At 72.0% G+C, this 22,108-nt stretch carries 19 protein-coding genes; 9 read left to right on the top strand and 10 right to left on the bottom strand.

Annotation, left to right across the window (positions count from 1 at the left end; all coding sequences use genetic code 11):
* Window positions 1-68 precede the first annotated feature (68 nt).
* Window positions 69-368, bottom strand: a complete 300-nt coding sequence (locus NR072_RS10815; RefSeq protein ID WP_122054785.1) for a Rho termination factor N-terminal domain-containing protein — start codon at window positions 366-368, stop codon at window positions 69-71.
* 52 nt (window positions 369-420) lie between these two features.
* A complete protein-coding gene (locus NR072_RS10810) occupies window positions 421-1,872 on the bottom strand; it encodes a CCA tRNA nucleotidyltransferase (protein ID WP_256837239.1) in 1,452 nt (483 codons plus the stop codon).
* Between the two features lie 65 nt (window positions 1,873-1,937).
* On the opposite strand from NR072_RS10810, the gene NR072_RS10805 reads away from it, so the two are divergent.
* From NR072_RS10805 to trxA, 5 genes are all read left to right on the top strand, one after another.
* Window positions 1,938-2,549 carry an NUDIX hydrolase gene (locus NR072_RS10805; protein WP_070708931.1) on the top strand — a complete coding sequence of 204 codons (612 nt, stop codon included), beginning with the start codon at window positions 1,938-1,940 and terminating at the stop codon, window positions 2,547-2,549.
* A gap of 46 nt (window positions 2,550-2,595) precedes the next feature.
* Entirely contained in the window at window positions 2,596-4,440 is a 1,845-nt protein-coding gene (gene murJ / locus NR072_RS10800; protein ID WP_256837234.1) for a murein biosynthesis integral membrane protein MurJ, read from the top strand.
* A gap of 65 nt (window positions 4,441-4,505) precedes the next feature.
* A complete protein-coding gene (locus NR072_RS10795; RefSeq protein ID WP_256837233.1) occupies window positions 4,506-6,638 on the top strand; it encodes a hypothetical protein in 2,133 nt (710 codons plus the stop codon).
* Window positions 6,639-6,785: 147 nt separating this feature from the next.
* A complete protein-coding gene (trxB, locus tag NR072_RS10790) occupies window positions 6,786-7,787 on the top strand; it encodes a thioredoxin-disulfide reductase (RefSeq protein WP_036337321.1) in 1,002 nt (333 codons plus the stop codon).
* A 31-nt stretch (window positions 7,788-7,818) separates the two neighbouring features.
* Window positions 7,819-8,208 (top strand): thioredoxin, encoded by a 390-nt coding sequence (trxA, locus tag NR072_RS10785; protein WP_327036762.1) that lies wholly within the window; start codon window positions 7,819-7,821, stop codon window positions 8,206-8,208.
* A 117-nt stretch (window positions 8,209-8,325) separates the two neighbouring features.
* Here trxA and NR072_RS10780 read toward each other — a convergent pair whose 3' ends face one another.
* The 8 genes from NR072_RS10780 to rpmH form a co-directional block, all read right to left on the bottom strand.
* Window positions 8,326-9,699 carry a ParB/RepB/Spo0J family partition protein gene (locus NR072_RS10780; RefSeq protein ID WP_216886381.1) on the bottom strand — a complete coding sequence of 458 codons (1,374 nt, stop codon included), beginning with the start codon at window positions 9,697-9,699 and terminating at the stop codon, window positions 8,326-8,328.
* Between the two features lie 2,510 nt (window positions 9,700-12,209).
* Complete coding sequence (locus tag NR072_RS10775) at window positions 12,210-13,154, bottom strand: ParA family protein (RefSeq protein WP_049145027.1); 945 nt, start codon at window positions 13,152-13,154, stop codon at window positions 12,210-12,212.
* 74 nt (window positions 13,155-13,228) lie between these two features.
* On the bottom strand, window positions 13,229-13,954 hold the full coding sequence (rsmG, locus tag NR072_RS10770) for a 16S rRNA (guanine(527)-N(7))-methyltransferase RsmG (RefSeq protein ID WP_080556411.1): 726 nt from the start codon (window positions 13,952-13,954) through the stop codon (window positions 13,229-13,231).
* Complete coding sequence (locus tag NR072_RS10765) at window positions 13,947-14,531, bottom strand: R3H domain-containing nucleic acid-binding protein (RefSeq protein WP_256837232.1); 585 nt, start codon at window positions 14,529-14,531, stop codon at window positions 13,947-13,949. The genes rsmG and NR072_RS10765 overlap by 8 nt, the downstream gene beginning before the upstream one ends.
* Before the next feature lie 2 nt (window positions 14,532-14,533).
* Complete coding sequence (gene yidC / locus NR072_RS10760; protein ID WP_049145020.1) at window positions 14,534-15,532, bottom strand: membrane protein insertase YidC; 999 nt, start codon at window positions 15,530-15,532, stop codon at window positions 14,534-14,536.
* A gap of 5 nt (window positions 15,533-15,537) precedes the next feature.
* Window positions 15,538-15,906 carry a membrane protein insertion efficiency factor YidD gene (yidD, locus tag NR072_RS10755; RefSeq protein ID WP_002856440.1) on the bottom strand — a complete coding sequence of 123 codons (369 nt, stop codon included), beginning with the start codon at window positions 15,904-15,906 and terminating at the stop codon, window positions 15,538-15,540.
* Window positions 15,907-16,305, bottom strand: coding sequence for a ribonuclease P protein component (rnpA, locus tag NR072_RS10750; RefSeq protein WP_002856442.1), 399 nt, complete (start codon window positions 16,303-16,305; stop codon window positions 15,907-15,909).
* 28 nt (window positions 16,306-16,333) lie between these two features.
* On the bottom strand, window positions 16,334-16,471 hold the full coding sequence (rpmH, locus tag NR072_RS10745; RefSeq protein WP_002856443.1) for a 50S ribosomal protein L34: 138 nt from the start codon (window positions 16,469-16,471) through the stop codon (window positions 16,334-16,336).
* 342 nt (window positions 16,472-16,813) lie between these two features.
* Here rpmH and dnaA point away from each other — a divergent pair, with 342 nt between their 5' ends.
* From dnaA to NR072_RS10725, 4 genes are all read left to right on the top strand, one after another.
* Window positions 16,814-18,361, top strand: coding sequence for a chromosomal replication initiator protein DnaA (gene dnaA / locus NR072_RS10740; protein WP_044659943.1), 1,548 nt, complete (start codon window positions 16,814-16,816; stop codon window positions 18,359-18,361).
* A 748-nt stretch (window positions 18,362-19,109) separates the two neighbouring features.
* The gene (gene dnaN / locus NR072_RS10735) at window positions 19,110-20,225 is read left to right on the top strand and encodes a DNA polymerase III subunit beta (protein WP_256837302.1); all 1,116 of its coding nucleotides are present in this window, start codon (window positions 19,110-19,112) and stop codon (window positions 20,223-20,225) included.
* A 21-nt stretch (window positions 20,226-20,246) separates the two neighbouring features.
* Window positions 20,247-21,461 carry a DNA replication/repair protein RecF gene (gene recF / locus NR072_RS10730; RefSeq protein WP_134377489.1) on the top strand — a complete coding sequence of 405 codons (1,215 nt, stop codon included), beginning with the start codon at window positions 20,247-20,249 and terminating at the stop codon, window positions 21,459-21,461.
* Window positions 21,454-22,017, top strand: a complete 564-nt coding sequence (locus NR072_RS10725; protein ID WP_010079771.1) for a DUF721 domain-containing protein — start codon at window positions 21,454-21,456, stop codon at window positions 22,015-22,017. The genes recF and NR072_RS10725 overlap by 8 nt, the downstream gene beginning before the upstream one ends.
* The last annotated feature ends 91 nt before the right edge of the window (window positions 22,018-22,108 follow it).

The raw sequence follows: 22,108 nt of genomic DNA, 5'->3' as shown, positions 1-22,108 counted from the left end.
GGCGGTTTCCGGCGGTATTCCGCTCCCAAAGCACCGGTTTCCGCCCCGGAAGGGGGGGCGGGCGCCGGTCAGTGGTCGCGCAGCGCTTCGATGAGCTCGTCCTTGGTCATGGTGGAGCGGCCCTCGATGTCGAGCTCGCGGGCCCGCTTCTCGAGCTCGTCCTTGGTCCAGTCCTCGTAGGAGCCGGCCTCGCCGCCGCGCTCGGCGACCTCGTCCCGGCCGTCCCGGGCGGAGGCGTTGGCGATCCGTGCGGCCTTCTCCTCGCTCGCGCCCTCGCGGCGCAGCGCCTCGTAGACCTCGGGGTCCTTGATGCTGGAGGTGCCGGGGCCCATGGGGGCGCCGTTCTTCTCGGCCTTCTTCTCAGCCATGCGGCCAGTGTGGTCCCGGCCCGACGACGGGTGGAAGGCCCGCCGCGCCGCCTCAGTCCTGCTGGGCCTCCGGCTGCTCGGCCCACCAGCGCCGCAGCTCCGCCTCGGCCTCGGCCTGCTCGTGCGGGCCCTCGTCGAGGCGCCACTCGAGCAGGTGGTTGTACGCCCGCCCCACCACCGGGCCCGGGCGGATCCCCAGCAGCGCCATGATCTGCTGCCCGTCCAGGTCCGGCCGCACGGCGGCGAGCTCCTCGGCCTCGGCGATCTCGGCGATGCGCCGCTCGAGGTCGTCGTACGCGTGGGCCAGCCGCTCGGCCTTGCGCCGGTTGCGGGTGGTCACGTCCGAGCGGGTCAGCGCGTGCAGGCGGGGCAGCAGGTCGCCGGCGTCGTGGGCGTACCGGCGGACGGCGGAGTCGGTCCAGCCGGCGTCGCCGTAGCCGTAGAACCGCATGTGCAGCTCCACCAGACGGGCCACCGCCTTGATGGTGTCGTTGTCGAACTTCAGGGCACGCAGCCGCTTGCGGACGAGCTTGGCCCCCACGGTCTCGTGGTGCCGGAAGGTGACGGCCCCGCCCTTCTCGAAGCGGCGCGTGGCCGGCTTGCCGACGTCGTGCAGCAGCGCCGCCAGGCGCAGCACGGGGTCGGGGGTCGACGGCGCGTACTCACCCTCCAGCTCCATGGCCTGCTCCAGCACGGTCAGGGAGTGGGCGTAGACGTCCTTGTGGCGGTGGTGCTCGTCCGACTCGAGCTGCAGGGCGGGCAGCTCGGGCAGGACGTGGTCGGCCAGGCCGGTGCGCACGAGCAGGTCGAGGCCGGCGCGCGGGTGCGCCCCGCACACGAGCTTGACGAGCTCCTCGCGGACGCGTTCGGCGGAGATGATCGTGATCCGCTCGGCCATCGCGGCCATGGCCTCCTCCACCTCGGGGGCCACGGCGAAGCCGAGCTGGGAGGCGAACCGGGCGGCGCGCATCATGCGCAGCGGGTCGTCGGAGAAGGAGTCCTCGGGGGTGCCGGGGGTGCGCAGCACGCCGGCGTGCAGGTCCCGCATGCCGCCGAAGGGGTCCACGAGCTCGAGGGCGGGCAGGCGCAGGGCCATGGCGTTGACGGTGAAGTCGCGGCGCAGCAGGTCGTCCTCGAGGCTGTCGCCGAAGGCCACCTGCGGCTTGCGGCTGGCCGGGTCGTACTGCTCGGCCCGGTAGGTGGTGACCTCGAGCTGCCAGCCGGCCTTGCGGAAGCCGATGGTCCCGAACCGCCGCCCCACGTCCCACGTGGCGTCCGCCCAGCCGGCGCCCACGGCCTCGGACGCGTCCGGGTCGGCGTTCGTGGTGAAGTCCAGGTCCGGCGACGTCCGCCCCAGGAAGAGGTCGCGGACCGGGCCGCCCACCAGGGAGAGCTCGTGGCCGGCGGCCTCGAACCTCCGCCCCAGCTCCACGACGACGGCGGGCAGGGTGGCGTCCGCGGGGAAGCCGGGGGGCAGCGCGTGGGTGGCGGTGGTCAGATCCATGATGCCTACAAGGGTGCCAGACGGTCCCGGCACGGGCCCGCGCGGGCCGGGCTAGAGTTGACGGCATGACCCGCCCCGATCCCTCCGCGCACCGGGGCGCCCCCCTGCCCTCCGCGCTGGGGGCGTGGCGTCGCCGGCCGCAGCCGCCTCTGCGCCCCGTCACCCCGGCCCCCGCGGGACCCCGTTCCGCCGGTGCCGCCTCCCTGCCCACGGTGGAGGAGGTCTCCGCCGGCGGCGTCATCGTCCGCGAGCACGACGGCGGCCTCGAGGTGGCCGTGATCGCCCGCTACAACCGCGGTGGCCGGCTCGAGTGGTGCCTGCCCAAGGGCCATCCCGAGGGCGAGGAGGACCACCGGCAGGCGGCCGTGCGCGAGGTGGAGGAGGAGACCGGGATCGCCGGCCACATCCTCGAGCCGCTCGGCGCGATCGACTACTGGTTCACAGTCGCCCGGCACCGCGTCCACAAGACCGTGCACCACTTCCTGCTGCGCGCCACGGGCGGCGAGCTGACCACGGAGAACGACCCGGACCACGAGGCCGTGGACGTCGCGTGGGTGCGCCTTGAGGACGTCGCGCGCCGCCTCTCCTTCGCCAACGAGCGCCGGATCGTCGACCTGGCCCGCCAGGTGGTCGACCAGCACTTCCCCCCGGGCGGTGCCCGGGGCCCCCGCCCCTGATCCACCGCCCCCGGCACGGGGCCTTCCGACCACGATTGGGTGACCCTTGAGCAGCAGACCCGCCCCGCGCCGAGCGCAGGACCCCGCCCACGCCGGCGTCGCCGACGAGGAGCCGACGACGACGGACCCCGCCCCCGCCACGGATCCGGCCGCCGTGGACCCCGCGGACGAGACCCCCGAGGGCGAGCGCCGCGCCGGCCGGTCCACCGCGATCATGGCCTCCGGCACGCTCCTCTCCCGCGTGCTGGGCCTCGTCCGTGCGACGCTGGTGACGGTGGCGATCGGCCTGTCCGCGGACATGGCCGACATCTTCGAGATCGCCAACTCCCTGCCGAACGTGATCTACCTGCTCCTGGTGGGCGGCGTGTTCAACGTCGTGCTCGTGCCGCAGCTGATCAAGCACGCCCGCGACGCCGACCGGGGCGCGGACTACACCTCCCGCCTGATGACGCTCGGCACGCTCGTGATGCTCGCCGGCACGGTGGTGGTCATGCTGGCGGCGGCCCCGCTCATGACGGCCCTGACCCGCGGCTGGTCGCCGGAGAAGCTCGAGATGGCCACCGTGTTCGCCCTGTGGTGTCTGCCCCAGGTGTTCTTCTACGGCATGTACGCGCTGGTGGGGCAGGTGCTCAACGCCAACGGGCGCTTCGGCGCCTACATGTGGGCGCCGGTGCTGAACAACGTCGTCGCGATCGGCGCGATCGTGCTGTACCTGGGCATGTTCGGGGCGTACCGGGCCGGGGACGACCTCGCCGGGTGGACGAGCGCACAGACGGTCGTGCTGGCCGGCGGCCACACCCTGGGCGTCGTGCTGCAGGCCGTGATCCTCTTCCTGCCGCTGCGCGGGCTCGGCCTGGGTCTGCGCCCGCGGTTCGGCTGGAAGGGCATCGGCCTGCGGGACACCGGCCGGATCGCCGGGTACACCCTGATCACGATGGTCGCCACGAACGTGGTGCTCCTGCTGTGCCAGCGGTACGTCACCTCCGCCACGGAGGCCCGCGACCGCGGCGAGCTGCGCATCCCCGGCACGGAGACCTGGAGCGCCGAGATGGCGCAGGCGGCCATCCCCGGTGTGGCCGCGTACAACATGGCGATGCTGATGGCCGTGCTGCCCCATTCGGTGTTCGTGCTCTCCCTGGCCACCGTGCTCTTCAACCGGCTGGCCCGCGCCATGGGCCGCCAGGACATGTCCGCGGTGCGGCGCACGACGGCGCAGGGTCTGCGCGCGTTCACCGTGCCGCTGATGTTCTGCCTCGCCGGCGTGGTGGTCCTGGCGGGCCCCCTGGGCCGCGTCTTCGGCTCGACGGCCGAGACGGCGATGGTGGCCGGCGTCGCGGTGGGCTCGGTCCTTCTCGCGCTGGCGCTGTCCATCCCGTTCCGCTCGGGCTCCTTCTACCTGCTGCGCGTGTTCTACGCCGCCGAGGACGCCAAGGTGCCGATGGTGGTCCAGGTCAGCGGCTCGCTCCTGATGCTGCTGCTCTCGTGGGCGGGCGCGACGCTGCTGCCGCTGTGGTCCATGGCCCTGTGGGTCGCGGTCGCCTCGTCCGTCTCGTACGTGTACCAGTTCGTCCTGACCCATGTGCTCACCGTGCGCCGGTTCGGGGACTACGGCCTCGCATCCGTGCTGCGTGCCCACGTCCAGACCGGCCTGGCCGCGCTGGCCGCGGCGGCCGCGGGCGTCGTCGTCGTGTGGCTGCTGGGCGGGTACACCGGCGGGTTCGCGTGGAACTCCATCGGGACGGCGCTGCTCACGTGCGCGGTGGCGGCCGTGGCGATGGGTCCGGTGTACCTGATGGTGCTGCGGGCCATGCGGTTCCCCGAGCTGGACGACGCCCTCCGGCCGCTCGTCGCCCGCGTGCCGGCGCTGGGTCGTCTGCTGCGCGTCGGCTGATCTCTGGCCGCGACGGCCACGCCACGTATCATCGGATTCCGACCCCGTCGTCAGGAGAAGAGCCCGTGCCCCAGCCCATCGCCGTCGGCGCCGTCCTGGGCGGCCGCTATCGCATCACCCAGCACGTGGTGACGTCCGCGGACCAGGACATGGTGTTCCTGGGCACGGACCAGGTGCTCAACCGCCGCGTCACCGTGCTCGTGGCCTCACGTGAGAACGCCACGCAGGTGGCCTCGTCCGCGCGGGAGCTGGCCACGGGCGAGCGCACCGACGACGTGCAGGTGCTCGACCTGGGGCTGTCCGAGGGCCGCACGTACCTGATCGCCGGCGGGGACCCCGACCCGGACGTCCTGCTGGGTCTGGCGTACCCGCAGGAGCTGTACGTGGAGCCGTTCCAGACGGACAGCCTCGGCTCCGAGCTGTTCGGCGAGTCGCGGACCGGAGACCCCCACGCCTACGACGACGACGAGGCGTACTACACCGACCTCGACCGCCGGCTCCGCGCGGACGAGGACGAGGCCCAGCGTCGTCCCGGGTTCCTGAACCGCCTCTCCGAGCGCCTCGCCGAGCGGGTCCGTCCCTCCGACGGCACCGCGGCGAAGGCGGCCGCCGGGGCGTCGGCCCTGGCCGCGGCGGACGCCGCCACCCGGAAGCAGCAGGAGGAGCGCGAGCGGGCGGAGCGGGAGGCCGCCGAGCGGGCCGAGCGGGAGCGCAAGGAGGCTGAGGAGAGGGCCCGCGCCGAACGGGAGGCCGCGGAGCGGGCCGAGCGGGAGCGCAAGGAGGCCGCCGAGCGCGCAGAACGCGAGCGCCGGGAGGCTGAGGAGCGTGCCGAGGAGGAGCGCCGCGCCGAGGCCGAGCGCGCCCGTCGCCAGGCGGAGCAGGAGGCTGAGGATCGGGCCGCGCGCGAGCGAGAGGCCGAGCAGGCCCGGCTGGCCGCGGAGCGGGAGGAGGCCGAGCGCCGCGAGCTCGAGCGCCGGGCCGAGGCCCGCCGTCGTGCCGAGGAGGAGCGGGCCCGGGAGGCCGAGCGGCGCGAGGCTGAGAAGCGCGCGGCCCAGGAACGCGAGGCCGCGGAGCGCGAAGCTGAGAAGCGCGAGGCCCAGGCGGGCACCGCCGCACTCCCGGCTGTCGCGGCGGGGGCCGCCGCCGCGCAGACCACCGACGCCGATGCCGACGGGGCCACGCCGCCCGTCGAGCCCGTCGAGCCCGTCGAGCCCGTGGCGGCCGAGAAGACCGACGCGCCGGAGCCGGTCGCCCCGGACACCGAGGCGATCCCGGTGCGGCGCCAGCGCCCCGTCCCCCGCCGAGCGATCGTGGCCGAGTCCGCGCCCACCGTCCGTGAGGAGTCGCGCGGCACGGCCGCTCCGGTGGCTGCCGCGGCCGGGGCCGCAACGGCGGCGGGTGCCGCGGCTGCCGGTTCGACGGCCGCCGCCGCGGCTCCGGATGCCCAGGCCGCCCCGGCCACCACCGGGAGTGGTGACGGCGCCACGGTGGCCGACCCGGGCGACGGCCACGGCCGCACGCGCGGCGGCGGTCCGCTGGCTCTGGTCCTCGTGGTCGGCCTGCTCGCCGCACTCGTCGTGGGCGGGGTGCTGCTGGCCCAGAACCTGCGCGGCGGGCCGACCCCGCAGGCCGCGGCCGCGTCGTCCGGGTCCGGGTCGTCCGAGTCCGCATCGGACACCCCGTCGCCGTCGGAGAGCACCAGCCCCTCCCCCACCCCGACCAGCGAGAGCGCCGCGGCCGCCCCGCAGCCCGTCCAGGCCCTGCGCTCGGTGCCGGACCTGCCGGAGCACGAGGCCGAGCACGACGCGGACCTGAGCAACCTCATCGACGGCGACCCCACCACCGTGTGGCGCACCTTCGCCTACGCACGGCCGAACTTCGGCGGCTATGTGGAGAGCATGAACCTCGTGGTCCAGCTCGAGGAGCGCACCGAGGTGAACGAGGTGACCCTGCAGAGCACGGGGGCCACCGGTGGCGCCTGGTTCGCGTACATCGCCGACTCCCCCGAGGGCGCGAACGCCCAGGAGATCGGCAACGGCACCTTCGACCAGGACACCGTCTCCATCCCCGTGCCGTTCGAGGGCTCCGAGGCCGAGGCCGAGTACGTGATCGTCAGCCTCACCTCGCTGCCCCAGCTGGAGGGCACGACGTCGGACCTCCCGTTCGGCCTGCGCCTCGGCGAGATCGCCGTCCGCTGACCCCGCGCCCAGGCGACGGCGCGCCGGACCTTCCGGCCGCCGTCGCCGGACGTCGCTGCACCGCGGCCCGACACCGCGGAATACCCGCCCGTGGCTCCGCCGTTGTCCTGGAGGAGCGTCCACCACCCCGATCCACTGGAGGAACCCGTGGCCCCCACCGCCCAGGACCAGAGCGTCCACAACGTCGTGATCGTCGGATCCGGCCCCGCCGGATACACCGCGGCGATCTACACCGCCCGCGCCGACCTCTCCCCCGTCCTCGTGGCCGGGGCGGTGACCGCGGGCGGCGAGCTGATGAACACCACCGAGGTGGAGAACTTTCCGGGCTTCCCGGAGGGTGTGCAGGGGCCCGAGCTGATGGCGAACCTCGAGGCCCAGGCCCGCCGGTTCAACACGGAGGTGGTCTACGACGACGTCGTGCAGGCCGACCTGACGTCGAACCCCAAGGTGCTCACGCTCGGCGACGGCACCCAGCTGCGCACCCACGCGGTCATCCTCACGACCGGCTCCGCCTACCGGAAGCTCGGCGTTCCCGGCGAGGAGCGCCTCTCCGGCCACGGCGTCAGCTGGTGCGCCACGTGCGACGGCTTCTTCTTCCGCGAGCAGGAGATCGCGGTCGTGGGCGGCGGCGACTCCGCCATGGAGGAGGCCCTGTTCCTCACGAAGTTCGCGTCCAAGGTGACCGTGCTGGTCCGCAAGGACGAGCTGCGCGCCTCCAAGGTGATGGCCCACCGCGCCATGGAGAACGAGAAGATCGAGTTCCGCTGGAACACCGAGGTCACGGAGGTGACCGGTGACGACAAGGTCAACACCCTCCGCCTGCGGGACACCCGCACCGGCGAGGCGTCCACGCTGGACGTGACCGGCCTGTTCGTGGCCATCGGCCAGGACCCGCGCACGGACCTGGTGCAGGGCCAGGTGGAGCTCACGGAGCACGGCACGATCCGCATCGACCATCCGTCCTCGCGGACCTCCCAGCCGGGCGTCTTCGCCGCCGGCGACGTCACGGACCACACCTACCGCCAGGCCATCACCGCCGCCGGCTCGGGCTGCGTGGCCGCCCAGGACGTGGAGCACTACCTCGCGACCGTGGCCGATGTGGAGGAGGCCGCGCCGGCCGGCCCGGAGTCGGACGCGGTTCCGGCATGAGCCACTGACTCATCACCCCTGACAGGGCGTCATGAGTCATGTCGATAACACCCCTGTCCACCCCCGTCAGACACAGAACAACCCCCAGGAGGCTGCCATGAGCACCATCACCGTCACCGACGCCGACTTCGACCAGAAGGTCCTCCAGTCCGAGCTGCCCGTCCTCGTGGACTTCTGGGCCGAGTGGTGCGGCCCGTGCCGCATGCTCGGGCCCGTCCTGGAGGACATGGCCGTGGAGCACGAGGGCAAGGCCGTGATCGCCAAGCTCAACGTGGACGAGAACCCGGCCATCGCCGCGCGCTACGGCGTCACCTCCATCCCGCTCGTCGTGGGCTTCCAGAACGGCGAGAAGGTCGCCGAGTCCGTGGGCGCCAAGCCCAAGGCCGCGCTGGAGAAGGAGTTCTCGGCCCTGCTCGGCTGAGCCCCTCCCCCACTCACCACGACGGCCCCGTCACCCGAGAGGGTGACGGGGCCGTCGTGCGTTGATCTTCAGGACCAGCGGCGGGTGCCCGTGGACGCCGTCCGCGGGAAGTCCGGATCAGGACTTCTTGCCCTTCCCCTTGCCGTCCTGACCGCCCTGGATGAGGTCCATGATGCGGTTCAGATCCTCCACGGTGGTGAAGTCGATGGCGATGCGGCCCTTGCGCGCGCCGAGGGTGATCTTCACGGCGGTGTCCAGGCGGCTGGTGAGCGCGGTGGCGTAGTGGTCCAGGCGCTCGTGGCGGGCGTCGTCCGTGCTGCGCCGCGGCGTGCGGCCCGGCCGGAGCCCGCCCTGCAGCTGCGCGACCGCCTCCTCCGTGGCCCGGACGGACAAGCCCTCCGACTGGATCCGCTGCGCGAGACGCTCCATGTCCGACGGGTCCGTGAGTCCGAGCAGCGCACGCGCGTGGCCGGCCGAGAGCGTGCCGGCGGCCACGCGGCGCTGCACGAGGGGCGGCAGCTTGAGCAGCCGCAGCGTGTTGGAGATCTGCGGACGGGAGCGGCCGATGCGCTGGGAGAGCTCCTCCTGCGTGCAGGCGAAGTCCTCCATGAGCTGCTGGTAGGCGGCGGCCTCTTCGAGCGGGTTCAGCTGGGAGCGGTGCAGGTTCTCCAGCAGAGCATCCCGCAGGAGGTCCTGGTCCGGGGTCTGGCGGACGATCGCCGGGATGGTGTCCAGGCCGGCCTTCTGGGTGGCGCGCCACCGGCGCTCGCCCATGATCAGCTCATAGGGGGTGGGGCCGTCCACCTCGCGTACGACGATCGGCTGCAGGATGCCGACCTCGCGGATCGAGGTGACCAGTTCCGCCATGTGGTCCTCGTCGAACACCTCACGCGGCTGCCGCGGGTTGGGGTGGATGTCCCCCACCGGGATCTCCCGCAGGACCGCGATGTCCGCGGACACGGTCCCCTCGGCCGCGACGGGGTCCGCGGTCGAGTCCGCCGGTTCCTTCCTCGACGACGTCGCGGAGGTGGCACGCTTGCTGGGCGCCTTCACCGTCGGCATGGCCGGACGCCCCTTGGTCGGCCGCGCCGCGGGTGCATCCTCGGAGTCTGCGGAGAAGAACACGTCGACGGGACGCTGCGCGGGTCGCGAGGCACGCTTCGACGAGGTGGGCCCTGCCTTCGTGGCGGACGTGGCGTTCCGGCCAGTCGCAGCCGTTGATTTCCCGGCCTGTGTCGTTCGGCCCGCGGTCTTCCGCGGCGAGGCCGACGGGGCGGGCTCGTTGGACTCCCCTGGCGTCTCGGTCGTCGCGGTGCTCCGCGTCGATGTCGTGGTGGCCTCCGCTGCCGCGGCAGCCTTCGGGCCGCTCTTCACCGGCACCGCAGAGTCCTTCGGGGAGGAGGCCTCGGCGTTCTCTTCCGGGGCTTCTACAGTGCTCTGGATCAGGGCGCCGAGGCCTCGCCCCAGGCCTCCTCGACGGCTCGTCTTCAACGGGTCCTCCTGCAGTGAGTGGGTCTGCGATCAGTGTAGGTGAGCGGCCTGGTCTCGATGGTCCCGAGCGACGGAAGGCACTCCTCAAGGTGCTCTGGCCCTGGCCGCCGGGGGCGCGCGAGGGCCTGACACGTGCAAGGGGCACGGTGATGTTCAGGCCTCGGTTCTGGCATGAACCGTCCGTACTGGGCCCGGACGGCAGGAGGTGGGCGCGCCGGCGGCAGCTGCTGCGGGCGTGAGTGTTTCACGTGGAACACTCCGAGTGGGGGCGCTTCGGAAGGGTGCCGCTGCAATCCTCAAGACCTCCTCGTGTTCCCTCTCGAGGTTCACTCGTTTCACATGAAACGCGAGCCCGCGTCGACGAGCGGGCGGTATCAGAATCACGGTTGTTCAGTTTGTTTTTCATGTACTCCCGGGCCGATCAGCCCTCCGTGCGGACGGTACTCAGATCGCTGGCTACCCGCATGATGATGTGCTTCATCGGACGCGCAATGGCGGACCAGCAGCGAAGCACTCGTCCCACTTCCCCGCGGTGTGATGTGAACACTCGAATCGCCGAACGGATGAGCTCGGCCTGCTCGTCGCTTCGCCGTCAGTGCTTCCTCACACCCGCGCAGCTCACGAATTGAACGCTGCTTCACCATCCGCGTTTCACGTGAAACACGGACGAGTCTGTCATCCAAGTACGACATGAGTTCGGGTGGGCCACGTGCTCGCTCACCCGCAAGTCAGTGCCACATTCCTGCGCCATTCTCAGTCAGCTCGCTCCCGGCACGGATCGTGTGCTCCCTGGATCGCCTGGGATTGTGACCTCGCGGCACGGCGCTTTCACCCGAAGCTCGTTTCACGTGAAACGTATCGTTCGAAGATTCGACCGTGCGCTCATCCATGGAAGCTCGCCCACCAGCGGGTCGCACCCCGAGGCCGGCGTGCGCAGGGTCCTCTATATCTTGAGAGGTTCAGACTTGCCGCGTCGCTGATGGTACTGGCTCGATCTAGTGAGCCCCGATCACCGGTCGTTCAGTTTCACGTGAAACGGCTGGGAGGGAACGCCGGGTCGCGGGTCGCATGTCGGGGCAGCGAGCATCCACTTCCGCCGTTGACAGTACTGCTCGATGTGGTCGCCGATGTCACGGGCGGCAGTACAGTGACGCGGCCGGCGCTCCACCCCACCCACTGACTCCATCCGTCCTGTCAGCTGAGGCCGCCCATCAAAGTTTCAGGACCGCCTCGTGGGGAAACTGGGTCTTCAATGCCTCCATCCGCGTACAGCTGCGGTCAGGGATCGACGCTAGGTGAGCGCGGAACCACCGTGTTTCACGTGAAACCCCCGGCGACCGGCCGATTACTCGACGCCCTGGTTCCCACGTCGCTGCAAGACAGAACCACACGGCCCGCCCCATCCCGCACGGAGCCGCCGCGGGCTTCCCGGGGGGCCTCCACCGCAGTCACCATTCACACGCCGTCCCCGTGCCCAGTCGTCAGACGCGACAGGAGACTGAGCAGGGCTCATCAGCACCGCAGAGGCATCTACAGCCGCACACCCTAGACGTACACTGTCCACAGATGTTGTCCACATATCAACATCGACGTTCGCTGGTGACCACGTCAAGACGCTTGTTGGCCAGCTCAACCACTTGTCTCTGTATACACTGGGGGCGCACGACCGCGCTTCCTCACTGGAGGCTCTCTTTCTCCGCACACAGGAATGCACAGCCGAACTGACCTTCAGGCGCCCCCAATCGGCCCCTCCAACTCAGACGAATCACAGGAGACCACCTCGCCGCTCACGTGCCCTCTCGGACACGCTGACTGACAGACCGGCCGCGCACCCCCGCGACGGCACTCTGACTCGAGCTCCGCTCTGGCCCCCGATTCCCTGCACGTCACCGACGGCGAGGAGGTCTGACGTGGGGGGAGGGGGCACCCAGCCACGGCACCCGGCCTGCTCGACGGCTGCATTCTCGGGGCTGCCACGAGCCCGCCTGAGGGGCAGGGACGGGCCATGCCCTGCACGTCCGCACCAGCCGGCCAGGACGTTCCCTACGAACCGCGCAGCTCCCGAGGCGCACCTCAACGCACGGTGCACCGCCGGCCGGCCATCACAGCCGCGGTCCCGCTCCAGGGCAAAACCGTCCTCCCCGTGACTTCGTGCGTCGCCGCCCCTGCTACCCCCACGCCCGGCGACAGATGCGCCCCGCCCACAACGGAGCGGCAGAGGGCTCGGGCCAGGGGAGGAGAGGGAAGCGCGTCAGACGGAAGCGGTCTACCACGGGCACCCCTCCCCATCGTCCCGCCGCGGCGGCACCACGCTCGCACCCTCGGAGGGGGTCGTTTCACGTGAAACACGGTCATCCGCCATGCCCAGCGTTTCCGCTTGTCTTTTCACCCCCCATCTTCCGGGCCACGCTCACTCACGACGAAACCCGCCGGGGGACTGCTCCCTCCGGCGGGCTTACGTCGTCGTCAGCGGCACCACCCGGCGATCACCGCAGCGGACCGCCTGGGCGTCAGCCCTTCACGGCCGGGGCACCGCGGCCGGCGATCTCCGCGGCCGCCTCCCGATACGCCACGGCGCCCGCCGAGGCCGGGTCGTAGGTCAGCACCGTCTGCTGATAGCTGGGTGCCTCGGAGATGCGGACGTTGCGGGGGATCGCGGTGTTCAGCAGCTGCTCCGGGAAGTGCGTCCGGACCTCCTCCGCCACCTGCACGGCGAGGTTGGTCCGCGCGTCGAACATCGTCAGCAGGATGGTGCTCACCTGGAGACGCGGGTTCAGGTGCTTCTGGATCATCTGCACGTTCTTGAGCAGCTGGGAGAGGCCCTCGAGGGCGTAGTACTCGGCCTGGATCGGGATGAGCACCTCCTCGGCCGCCACGAACGCGTTGACCGTCAGCAGGCCCAGGGACGGCGGGCAGTCGATGAACACGTAGTCCAGCCGCTCCTGGCCGTCCTCCTCGCGCCAGGCGGTGTACGCCTCGAGCGCCCGCGACAGTCGCTGTTCGCGGGCCACCAGCGAGACCAGCTCGATCTCGGCACCGGCCAGGTCGATCGTCGCGGGCACCACCTGCAGGCCGTCCACGTCCGGGGCGTCCTGCACGACGTCCTGGATCTCCATCTCGCCCAGGAGCACGTCGTACACGGAGGCGACGTCTCCGGTGTGGGGGATGTTCAGCGCGGTGGACGCATTGCCCTGCGGGTCGATGTCCACCACCATCACCCGCATGCCCGCGCGGGCGAGGGCCGCGGCCAGGTTGACCGTCGTCGTCGTCTTGCCGACGCCGCCCTTCTGGTTGGACGTCGTGAACACGCGGGTGCGGTCGGGGCGCGTCAGACGGCGCCGCTGAAGCCGCGCGGGCTCCTCGGCGTCGGCGCCGCCCTTCTCGGCGGTCCGGCCGGTCCACTTCTGGCGCAGGGCCCTCCAGGCCCCACCCCGGCTCTCCTGCTCCTGCGCCATGCGGCTCTACCTCCTGGGTCGCGGGTGTGCGGATCTGCTGCCGCCCGGCCCGTCCCGTCCCGGTGGGGGAGGGGTCAGCGGGGACGCGCGCTGACGCGCACGACGGTGGTGGTCTCGGGCAGCAGGCCCTCGCCCACCGTGAGGATCTCGGGCTCGGCACCACCATACTTGCGCAGGACCTTGCGGGCGGCGGCGATCTCGTCGGCCGCGGAGCGGCCCTTGATGGCCAGCAGCTCCCCGGCGCCCTGCAGCATCGGCATGGTCAGCGGCACGAGGGTCTTCAGCGCGGACACGGCGCGGGCGGTCACGACGTCGACGTCGAGGTTCCCGGAGACCTGCTCGGCGCGGCCGCGGATCACGTCCACGTTCTCCAGGCCGAGGTCGGCGACCACCATGTCCAGCCACTCCACGCGCCGCTCGAGCGGCTCGATGAGCAGGAACTGGCAGTCGGGGCGCGCGAGCGCAAGGCACAGGCCGGGAAGGCCCGCACCGGAGCCGACGTCGGCCACGAGCGCACCCTGCGGGAGGAGCTCCTCGACCACGGCACAGTTCAGGACGTGGCGCTCCCAGAGACGGGGCGCCTCACGCGGACCGATCAGGCCCCACTCGATGCCGGTGTCCGCCAGGTGGGCCACGTACGCCTCGGCCCGGGGGAGGGCCTCGCCGAACAGCTCGACGGCGGCCGGCCGCAGCGCATCGGTCAGCGGCGGCGCCGGCTGTCCCACGGGCGCGGGGCGGTCGCCCCGGTCCTGCGGATCCAGCCCGGGGCGCCGCTCGTAGGCCGAGCCCCGCTCAGTCATCGGCGGAGATGACCACGTGCCGGCGGGCGCCCTCGCCCTCCGACTCGGAGGTCAGGCCGGCGTCCGCGACGACGTCGTGGACGATCTTGCGCTCGTACGCGCCCATGGGCTCGAGGTGCACGGGACCCTCGCCGGCGCGGACGCGCTCGACGGCCGCCTGGGCGGCGGTGCGCAGGGCGACGTTGCGGCGCTCCCGGTGCCCGCAGACGTCCAGGATCAGCCGGGAGCGGTGCCCCGTGGCGGCGAGCACGGCCAGCCGGACGAGCTCCTGCAGGGCCTCCAGGGTGCGGCCGTCGGGTCCGACGAGGCCGTCCAGGCGCTCGTCGTGGTCCTCGGAGACGACGGACACGTACGTGCGCCCGTCGCGGACCTCGATGTCGATGTCCCCGTCCAGGTCCGCGATGTCGAGCAGCTCCTCGACGTAATCCGCGGCGACGTCGCCCTCCTCCTCGAGGCGGCGCACCGCCTCCGAGACGGCGGCACCGTCCTGCTCCGCGACGCGAGAGCCCTGGCCCGCGGGGGTCTCGACGACGGCGTCCTCGGCCTCGGCGGCCGGGGTCACGTTCTCGGCGGACATGCTCACTTCCTCCTGCGGTTCTTGCGCTGGGGCTGGACGCGCTGACCCGACTGGCGGACAACCTCACCGTTCAGCACGGCGCCACCGCGGCCCGCCTGGGTGTGCGCGGACGAGGGCGTGGCCTCGGCGTTCGACACCTTCTGGCCCACGGGGGGCAGGCCCTTGGCGGCGCGGCGCTCGTTGAGCTCCTTCTCGGCGAGGGAGCCCGGGGTCGGGTTGTTGCGGATGATCCACCACTGCTGGCCGACGGCCCAGAAGTTGGAGTAGGTCCAGTACAGGAGCACGCCGATCGGGAAGTTGATGCCGCCGATGCCGAAGATCAGGGGCATGGCGTAGAGCATGATCTGCTGCGTCTGCATCATGGGCCCGGAGAGGGCCTGCTGCGTCATGTTCTTCGTCATGAGCATCTTCTGCATGAAGAACATCGAGCCCGACATCAGCAGGATCAGCACGATCGCCGTGACGATCACGGGCGTGCTGCCCGGCGCGCCGAGCGAGTTCATGAAGGTGTCCGACATGCGGGCGCCGAAGATCGTGGAGCCCTCGAAGGAGCGGATCTGGTCCGCGGACAGGGCGTCCATGGCTTCGCCGCGCTCGGCCGCGCCGCGGGCGCCGATCAGCACCTGGTACAGCGCGAAGAAGAACGGCATCTGGATCAGCAGCGGCAGGCAGGCGGCGAACGGGTTCGCCTTGTGCTCCTTCATGAGCGCCTGCTGCTCCATGGCCATGGCCTGGCGGGAGAGCTGGTCCTTCTTGCCCTTGTACTTGGCCTGCAGCTTCTGCAGCTCGGGCTGGATGGCCTGCATGGCGCGCTGCGCCTTGATCTGCTTGACGAACAGCGGGATCAGCAGGGTGCGGATGAGCACCACCAGCAGGAGGATGGACAGGGCCCACGTCCAGCCGGAGTCCGCGGGCAGGCCCGCAAACTCCAGGATGCTGTGGAACGCCCCGAGCAGCCAGGACATCAGCCAGCGGAACGGGGAGAGGATGGCTTCGAACATGGGGGTCAATCCTCCTGCGGGAGATCAGGTGGGATGGGAGGGTGGTTCAGGGCGAGGATGCGCGGCTGCCGGCCCGGCGGCCAGCGTCGGTGCCCGGGCGGGACCGGGTCCACGCCGCCGTCGTTCCAGGGATGGCACCGGCCGATGCGCCGCGCGGCGAGCCACGACCCCTTCACCGCGCCGTGCACGTGCACGGCCTCCAGCCCGTAGGCGGAGCAGCTGGGGAAGAACCGGCACACGGGTCCGTACAGCGGGGAGACCACGGCCCGATAGACCGTGAGCAGGCCCGCCAGCAGGGCGGACGGCAGCGCGCGCAGCGGCCCCCACTCACGGGAGGGCTCGAGCACGACGAAGGGCGAGGGCGTGACGGTCATCTACGCGTGCTCCGAGGCGGCGGGCAGGTGCGGCTTCAGGGCCTTGCCGAGCGCGCCGACGGTCTCGCGGCGCAGCAGCGCGTAGTCCGCCTCGGCGGCGGCCGGCAGCGCGCGGACCTGCACCAGAACCGGCAGGTCGCGCAGCGGGGGCAGGCGCATCTGATCCGCGACGACGGCGCGCAGCCGCCGCTTCACCCGGTTGCGGGTCACCGCGTTCCCCACGGCCTTGGACACGACGAACCCGGCCCGCGGCCGAGGGGCGCTCGGCGACGTGGACCGGGTCTGATCGGGGTCCGTGGCGACGCTCACCACGACGGTGCGCCGACCCGCGCGGGTGCCGGTGCGACCGAGGTGACGGAACTCCGCGGGCGTGCGGACGCGACGGTCACGGGGCAGCACGGGGCGCGCCGTCCCTGGACCGAGGTCCTCAGGCGGACAGCTCGGCGCGGTTCTTGCCGCGGCGAGCGGACAGGATGGCGCGGCCGGCGCGGGTGCGCATGCGGGCACGGAAGCCGTGCTTGCGGGCACGACGGCGGTTGTTGGGCTGGAACGTGCGCTTGGTCACTGTGATCTCTCCACGACGTGTTGTGTGCCTTCGACCGTCGACCTGAGCAGGTGGACCAGGGGGAAGGACCGGTGAGGCTCTGACATGAAATCCCCGGCGGGCACGATCAACCGACACCCGGGGGACCAGACAACTCTAGTGGCCGGGGTACGCAGGGGTCAAACGGGTGCGCGCGGATCCCGGACGCCCGTGGGCGCCCGGGGCGGTCGTCCACAGGATGATAGGGGTTGTCCACCGTCTGTGCACAACCCTGTGGACAACCGTTAGACTCCGAGCACCGTCGTCCGTCTCGCGCAGCCGCCCCCGTCCTCGGGGACGTCTGCCCCAGGAAAGGAAGCCTCCGTGGTGGCAGACCAGGCCGTGCTCAGCTCGTGGCGCTCCGTCGTGGGCTCCCTCGAGGACGACGCGCGGGTCAGCGCCCGCCTCATGGGCTTCGTCTACCTGGCCCAGCCGCAGGGCCTCATCGGCAACACGCTCCTGCTGGCCGTGCCGAACGAGACCACCCGCGAGACGCTCCAGGGCACCCAGGTGGCCGACGCCCTCACGGACGCCCTGACCAAGGAGTTCCGCGAGGAGATCCTGCTGGCCATCTCGATCGACGCGAACCTGCAGCCGCCGCGGACCCCCTCGTCCGAGGCCCGCCGCTCCTCCCTCGCGGGCGGACCGGCCGCCGCCGCGGTGCCGGACGTCGAGCTGCCCCCGGCTGCGACCGCCGCCACCTCCCGCCGCGCCGTCGCCGAGGAGCTGCCGGGCTTCCGCATCGAGCCGCCGGCCGACGTCGCGCCCGCTGCGACCGCGGCCCCGAGCGGGAACGGCAAGCCGACCCCCGCGCCGCCGTCGACGTCCGCGGAGACCAGCCGCCTCAACGACCGCTACCACTTCGAGACGTTCGTGATCGGCTCGTCCAACCGGTTCGCGCACGCCGCCGCGAACGCGGTGGCCGAGGCGCCGGCGAAGGCGTACAACCCGCTGTTCATCTACGGCGAGTCCGGCCTGGGCAAGACGCACCTGCTGCACGCGATCGGGCACTACGCCCGTCGCCTCTACCCGGGCCTGCGGGTGCGGTACGTGAACTCGGAGGAGTTCACCAACGACTTCATCAACTCCATCCGCCACGACGAGGGCGCCTCGTTCAAGCAGGTCTACCGCAACGTGGACATCCTGCTGATCGACGACATCCAGTTCCTGGCGGACAAGGAGGCGACGGTCGAGGAGTTCTTCCACACCTTCAACACGCTCTACAACAACAACAAGCAGGTGGTCATCACCTCGGACCTGCCGCCCAAGCAGCTCTCCGGGTTCGAGGACCGGCTGCGCTCCCGCTTCGAGTGGGGGCTGATCACGGACATCCAGCCGCCGGACCTCGAGACGCGCATCGCGATCCTCCGGAAGAAGGCGGAGGCCGAGGGGCTCGTGGCCCCGCCGGAGGCGCTGGAGTACATCGCCTCGCGCATCTCCACGAACATCCGCGAGCTCGAGGGCGCGCTGATCCGCGTGACCGCGTTCGCCTCGCTCAACCGGCAGACCGTGGACATCGAGCTGGCCGAGCATGTGCTCAAGGACCTGATCACGGACGAGACGGCGCACGAGATCACCCCGGAGCTGATCCTGCACGCCACGGGGGAGTACTTCAATCTCACCCTCGAGGAGCTGACCAGCAAGTCCCGCACCCGCACGCTGGTGACGGCGCGGCAGATCGCCATGTACCTGCTGCGCGAGCTGACCGAGATGTCCCTGCCCAAGATCGGCCAGGTCCTGGGCGGCCGCGACCACACCACCGTCATCCACGCGGACCGCAAGATCCGCGAGCTGATGGCCGAGCGGCGGACGATCTACAACCAGGTCACCGAGCTCACCAACGAGATCAAGCGGAAACAGCGCGGCGCCTGAGCCACCCACTGCCCCCTCGAGTCCCGGTTCGAACCTTCGACCGGGACTCGAGTCTTCTTCCACATTGTCCACCGGTGTGGACAACTCTGTGGAGAACCCCCGCCACTGTGGACAACCTCCGCGCCTGTGGATGGCGGAATCAGGCCGCTCACGCCGCGTCCACACCCCTGGGGACGACGACGGTGCACAGGCTGGTGAATCACACGGATGTCATTCGGTGGTCCACACGTATCCACAGATCTCCACAGCCGAAAACCGCATGATCTCGCGGATTTCGACGGGTGTGGACGCGTCCTGTGGACAGGAATGTGGACAACTGGGGGGTGGATCCGGGGATGAGTCTGGACAACCCCGGTCGGGCCTGTGCAGAGCGGGGGGAGGGCCTCCGAGGCTCGTCCACACCGGATGCACACCCCGAACGAGCGGGCGTCCACACGGTTCCCCCAACCGGATCCGCATGGTGCCGCGGTAGAACGGCGTTCTCCACAGGATCCACACTCGCTACCACTCCTTCTGATCCCTCTGGAGAGATCCCGCCAAGCAACATCAACTCCGCCGCCCCGCACCGAGCTGAGCGCCTCGACGGCCCGGGCTCCGCCCGGGCGCCCGAGATCCGTGGAATCACACGGCTGTCATTCGTCGGCGACCTGACACCCGCCGCGCGGACCGCCTATGCTGAGGCCCGCGTGTCGCCGTTCCCCCCGGGCCCGCAACCCCCGTCATCACCCCCAGAGAGGCAGTGCAGCTCGTGAAGTTCACCGTCGAACGCGACATCCTCACCGACGCCGTCTCCTGGGCCGCACGCTCCCTGTCCCCGCGCCCGCCGGTGCCGGTGCTCTCGGGCCTGCTGATCACGGCCGAGGCCGGCGTCGTGTCCATCGCGAGCTTCGACTACGAGACCTCCGCGCGCCTGGAGATCGAGGCCGACGTCGAGACCGCGGGCCAGGTGCTCGTCTCCGGCCGCCTGCTGAACGACATCGTCCGCTCCCTGCCGCAGGCCCAGGTCACGGTGGAGCTCGACGGCGGCAAGGTGCTCGTCACCTGCCGCTCCTCCCGCTTCGCCCTGGCCACGATGCCCGTGGGCGACTACCCGGCCCTGCCCGAGCTGCCGGCCCCCGCGGGCACCGTGGACGGCGCCGCGTTCGCCCACGCCGTCGCCCAGGTCACCGTCGCCGCCTCCAAGGACGACACCCTGCCGATCCTCACCGCCGTGAAGGTGGAGATCGAGGGCGACACCATGACCTTCCTGGCCACGGACCGCTACCGGCTGGCCATGAAGGAGATCCGCTGGACCCCGGCGGACCCGTCCCTCTCGACGTCGCTGCTCATCAAGGCGCGCACGCTCACCGAGGTCGCCAAGTCCCTCGGCTCCGGTGGCGACCTGGAGATCCTGCTCGGCCAGACCGCCGACCTCGTGGGCTTCGCCTCCGGCGGCCGCCGCACCACCTCCGTGCTCGTGGACGGCGAGTACCCCAAGATCCGCTCGCTCTTCCCCGAGTCCAGCCCCATCCAGGCCGTGGTGGACACCGCCGCCCTGGTCGAGGCGTCCCGCCGCGTGGCCCTCGTCGCCGAGCGCAACACCGCCCTGCGCATGGTGTTCACGGACGGCCAGGTCACCCTGGACGCCGGCACCGGCGACGACGCGAGCGCCAACGAGTCCGTGCCGTGCACGCTCGAGGGCGAGGACATCACCGTGGCGTTCAACCCGTCCTACCTCTCCGAGGGCCTGGCCGTGGTGGACCAGCCGCAGGTGCGCTTCGCGTTCACGTCCGCGCCCAAGCCCGCCCTGCTCACCGGCGTGAACCAGAAGGACGGCGTCGTCTCCGACTACCGCTACCTCGTGATGCCGGTGCGCATCGCCTGACGCAGGGGGCCGGACGCTCCCGTGTACCTCTCCCACCTCACCGTCGCGGACTTCCGGTCCTACCGCTGGGCCGACCTGGAGCTGACGCCGGGGTCCACGGTGCTGCTCGGGGCCAACGGGGTGGGCAAGACCAACCTCGTGGAGGCGATCGGCTACCTCGGCGCCCAGCAGTCCCACCGGGTCAGCTCGGACGCGCAGCTCGTGCGCTTCGGCCGGGACCGGGCCCGGATCGCCGGGCGCGTGCACCGCGGGTCCCGCACCGTCGCCCTCGAGCTGGAGATCCTGCCGGGCCGGTCCAACCGGGTGGCCATCAACCGCGGCGCCCCCGTGCGGGCGAAGGAGGGCCTCGGGATCCTGCGCACCGTGGTCTTCGCCCCGGAGGACCTGAGCCTCGTGACGGGGGAGCCCGGTGGCCGTCGTCGTCTCCTCGACCAGCTCATGGTGCAGCTGCGTCCGGCCCTCGGTGAGGCCGCCGCCGACTACGAACGCGTGCTGCGCCAGCGCAACGCCCTGCTCAAGTCGAGCCGCGGCTCTCGCCGCTGGGGCCCCGAGGAGGACGCGACCCTCGCCGTCTGGGACGAGCACCTCTGCGCCGCCGGCGCCCGCCTGCTCCACGGCCGCCTGCACGTGCTGCGCCTGCTGGCCCGCCCCCTCCAGGAGATGTACGCGGCGCTGACCAACGGCTCCAAGGCCGCGGCCTACGCCTACGAGTCCACCGTCCCGCTGGCCCGTGGCACCCACGCGGAGGTCCCGGCCGTGGCGGACCTGGCCGCGGACATGCACCGGACGCTCGAGGCCCAACGGGAGGAGGAGCGGGCGCGGGCGCTCACCCTGGTGGGCCCGCACCGGGACGAGCTCGCCCTCTTCCTGGGCCCGGCGCCCGCGCGCGGCTACGCCTCCCACGGGGAGACGTGGTCGCTGGCGCTCGCCCTGCGCATGGCGGCCTACGACGTGCTCGTGGCCGACGACCCGGACCCCGACGCCCGCCCCGTCCTGATCCTGGACGACGTGTTCGCGGAGCTCGACGCCGCCCGTCGCCGCCGCCTCGCCGCGCTCGTGCACCGGGCCGAGCAGGTGATCGTCACGGCCGCCGCGCTCGAGGACGTCCCCGAGGAGCTCACGGCCCACCGCGTGCTCATCCGCCAGGACGCGGAGGGCTCCGAGGCCGTGACCGCCGCGGCCCCCGTGGAGGGGGACATCCGCGAGCCCCGGCGCGAGGGCGGCGCCGATGGCTGAGACCCCCGCCCCGTTCGAGCCGGACCGGCCGGACCTGGCGCTCGTGCAGCTGCGCCGGGTCCGCGAGGCCGCCCGGGAGCGGGGCGAGGCGCCGCTGCGGGCGCGGGGGACGGGCGCGGGCCTGGCCGGGGCCATGGCGGGCACGACGTCGGCCGGCCGGGAGCGGCAGGACCGTCGACGCCCGTTCGGGGGTGCGGACCGGGACCCGGCCACGGTGTCCACCGTGTTCGGCCGGCTCATCCGCGACCGCGGCTGGTCCACCCCCGTGGCGGTCGGCTCCGTGCTCACTCGCTGGGCCGAGCTGGTGGGGCCGGAGATCGCGCTGCACTGCCGCCCGGAGAGCTTCGAGGACTCCGTGGTGCGGGTCCGGACGAGCTCCACCGCGTGGGCCACGCAGCTGCGCCTGATGAGCCCCGTGCTCCTGCAGCGCTTCGACGAGGCGCTCGGGCCCGGCGTCGTGACCCGCATCGAGGTGGCGGGGCCGCAGGCCCCGAGCTGGCGCAAGGGGCCGCGCACCGTGCGCGGCGGCCGCGGGCCACGCGACACCTACGGCTGAGTCCGGGGCCGCCCCCCGCGGCGCACGACGGCGTCCCGGACGCGGCGAGGCCATGGGTGCCGCTCTGGCGCGCTCACAGGGTCGGTGACGG

Source organism: Micrococcus sp. Mcc89, assembly GCF_024519795.1.
Taxonomy (GTDB): Bacteria; Actinomycetota; Actinomycetes; order Actinomycetales; family Micrococcaceae; genus Micrococcus; species Micrococcus luteus.
The sequence above is the reverse complement of the archived record's forward strand: the minus strand, read 5'-3'. Positions and strand labels throughout refer to the sequence as shown.

What these genes read in the sequence shown, in the direction of transcription:
- NR072_RS10765 (WP_256837232.1), bottom strand. Translation starts at nt 14,531, where the DNA reads ATGTCCGCCGAGAACGTGACCCCGGCCGCCGAGGCCGAGGACGCCGTC.
- NR072_RS10810 (WP_256837239.1), bottom strand. Translation starts at nt 1,872, where the DNA reads ATGGATCTGACCACCGCCACCCACGCGCTGCCCCCCGGCTTCCCCGCG.
- rsmG (WP_080556411.1), bottom strand. Translation starts at nt 13,954, where the DNA reads ATGACTGAGCGGGGCTCGGCCTACGAGCGGCGCCCCGGGCTGGATCCG.
- NR072_RS10815 (WP_122054785.1), bottom strand. Translation starts at nt 368, where the DNA reads ATGGCTGAGAAGAAGGCCGAGAAGAACGGCGCCCCCATGGGCCCCGGC.
- yidC (WP_049145020.1), bottom strand. Translation starts at nt 15,532, where the DNA reads ATGTTCGAAGCCATCCTCTCCCCGTTCCGCTGGCTGATGTCCTGGCTG.
- trxA (WP_327036762.1), top strand. Translation starts at nt 7,819, where the DNA reads ATGAGTCATGTCGATAACACCCCTGTCCACCCCCGTCAGACACAGAAC.
- yidD (WP_002856440.1), bottom strand. Translation starts at nt 15,906, where the DNA reads ATGACCGTCACGCCCTCGCCCTTCGTCGTGCTCGAGCCCTCCCGTGAG.
- NR072_RS10725 (WP_010079771.1), top strand. Translation starts at nt 21,454, where the DNA reads ATGGCTGAGACCCCCGCCCCGTTCGAGCCGGACCGGCCGGACCTGGCG.
- NR072_RS10775 (WP_049145027.1), bottom strand. Translation starts at nt 13,154, where the DNA reads ATGGCGCAGGAGCAGGAGAGCCGGGGTGGGGCCTGGAGGGCCCTGCGC.
- NR072_RS10805 (WP_070708931.1), top strand. Translation starts at nt 1,938, where the DNA reads ATGACCCGCCCCGATCCCTCCGCGCACCGGGGCGCCCCCCTGCCCTCC.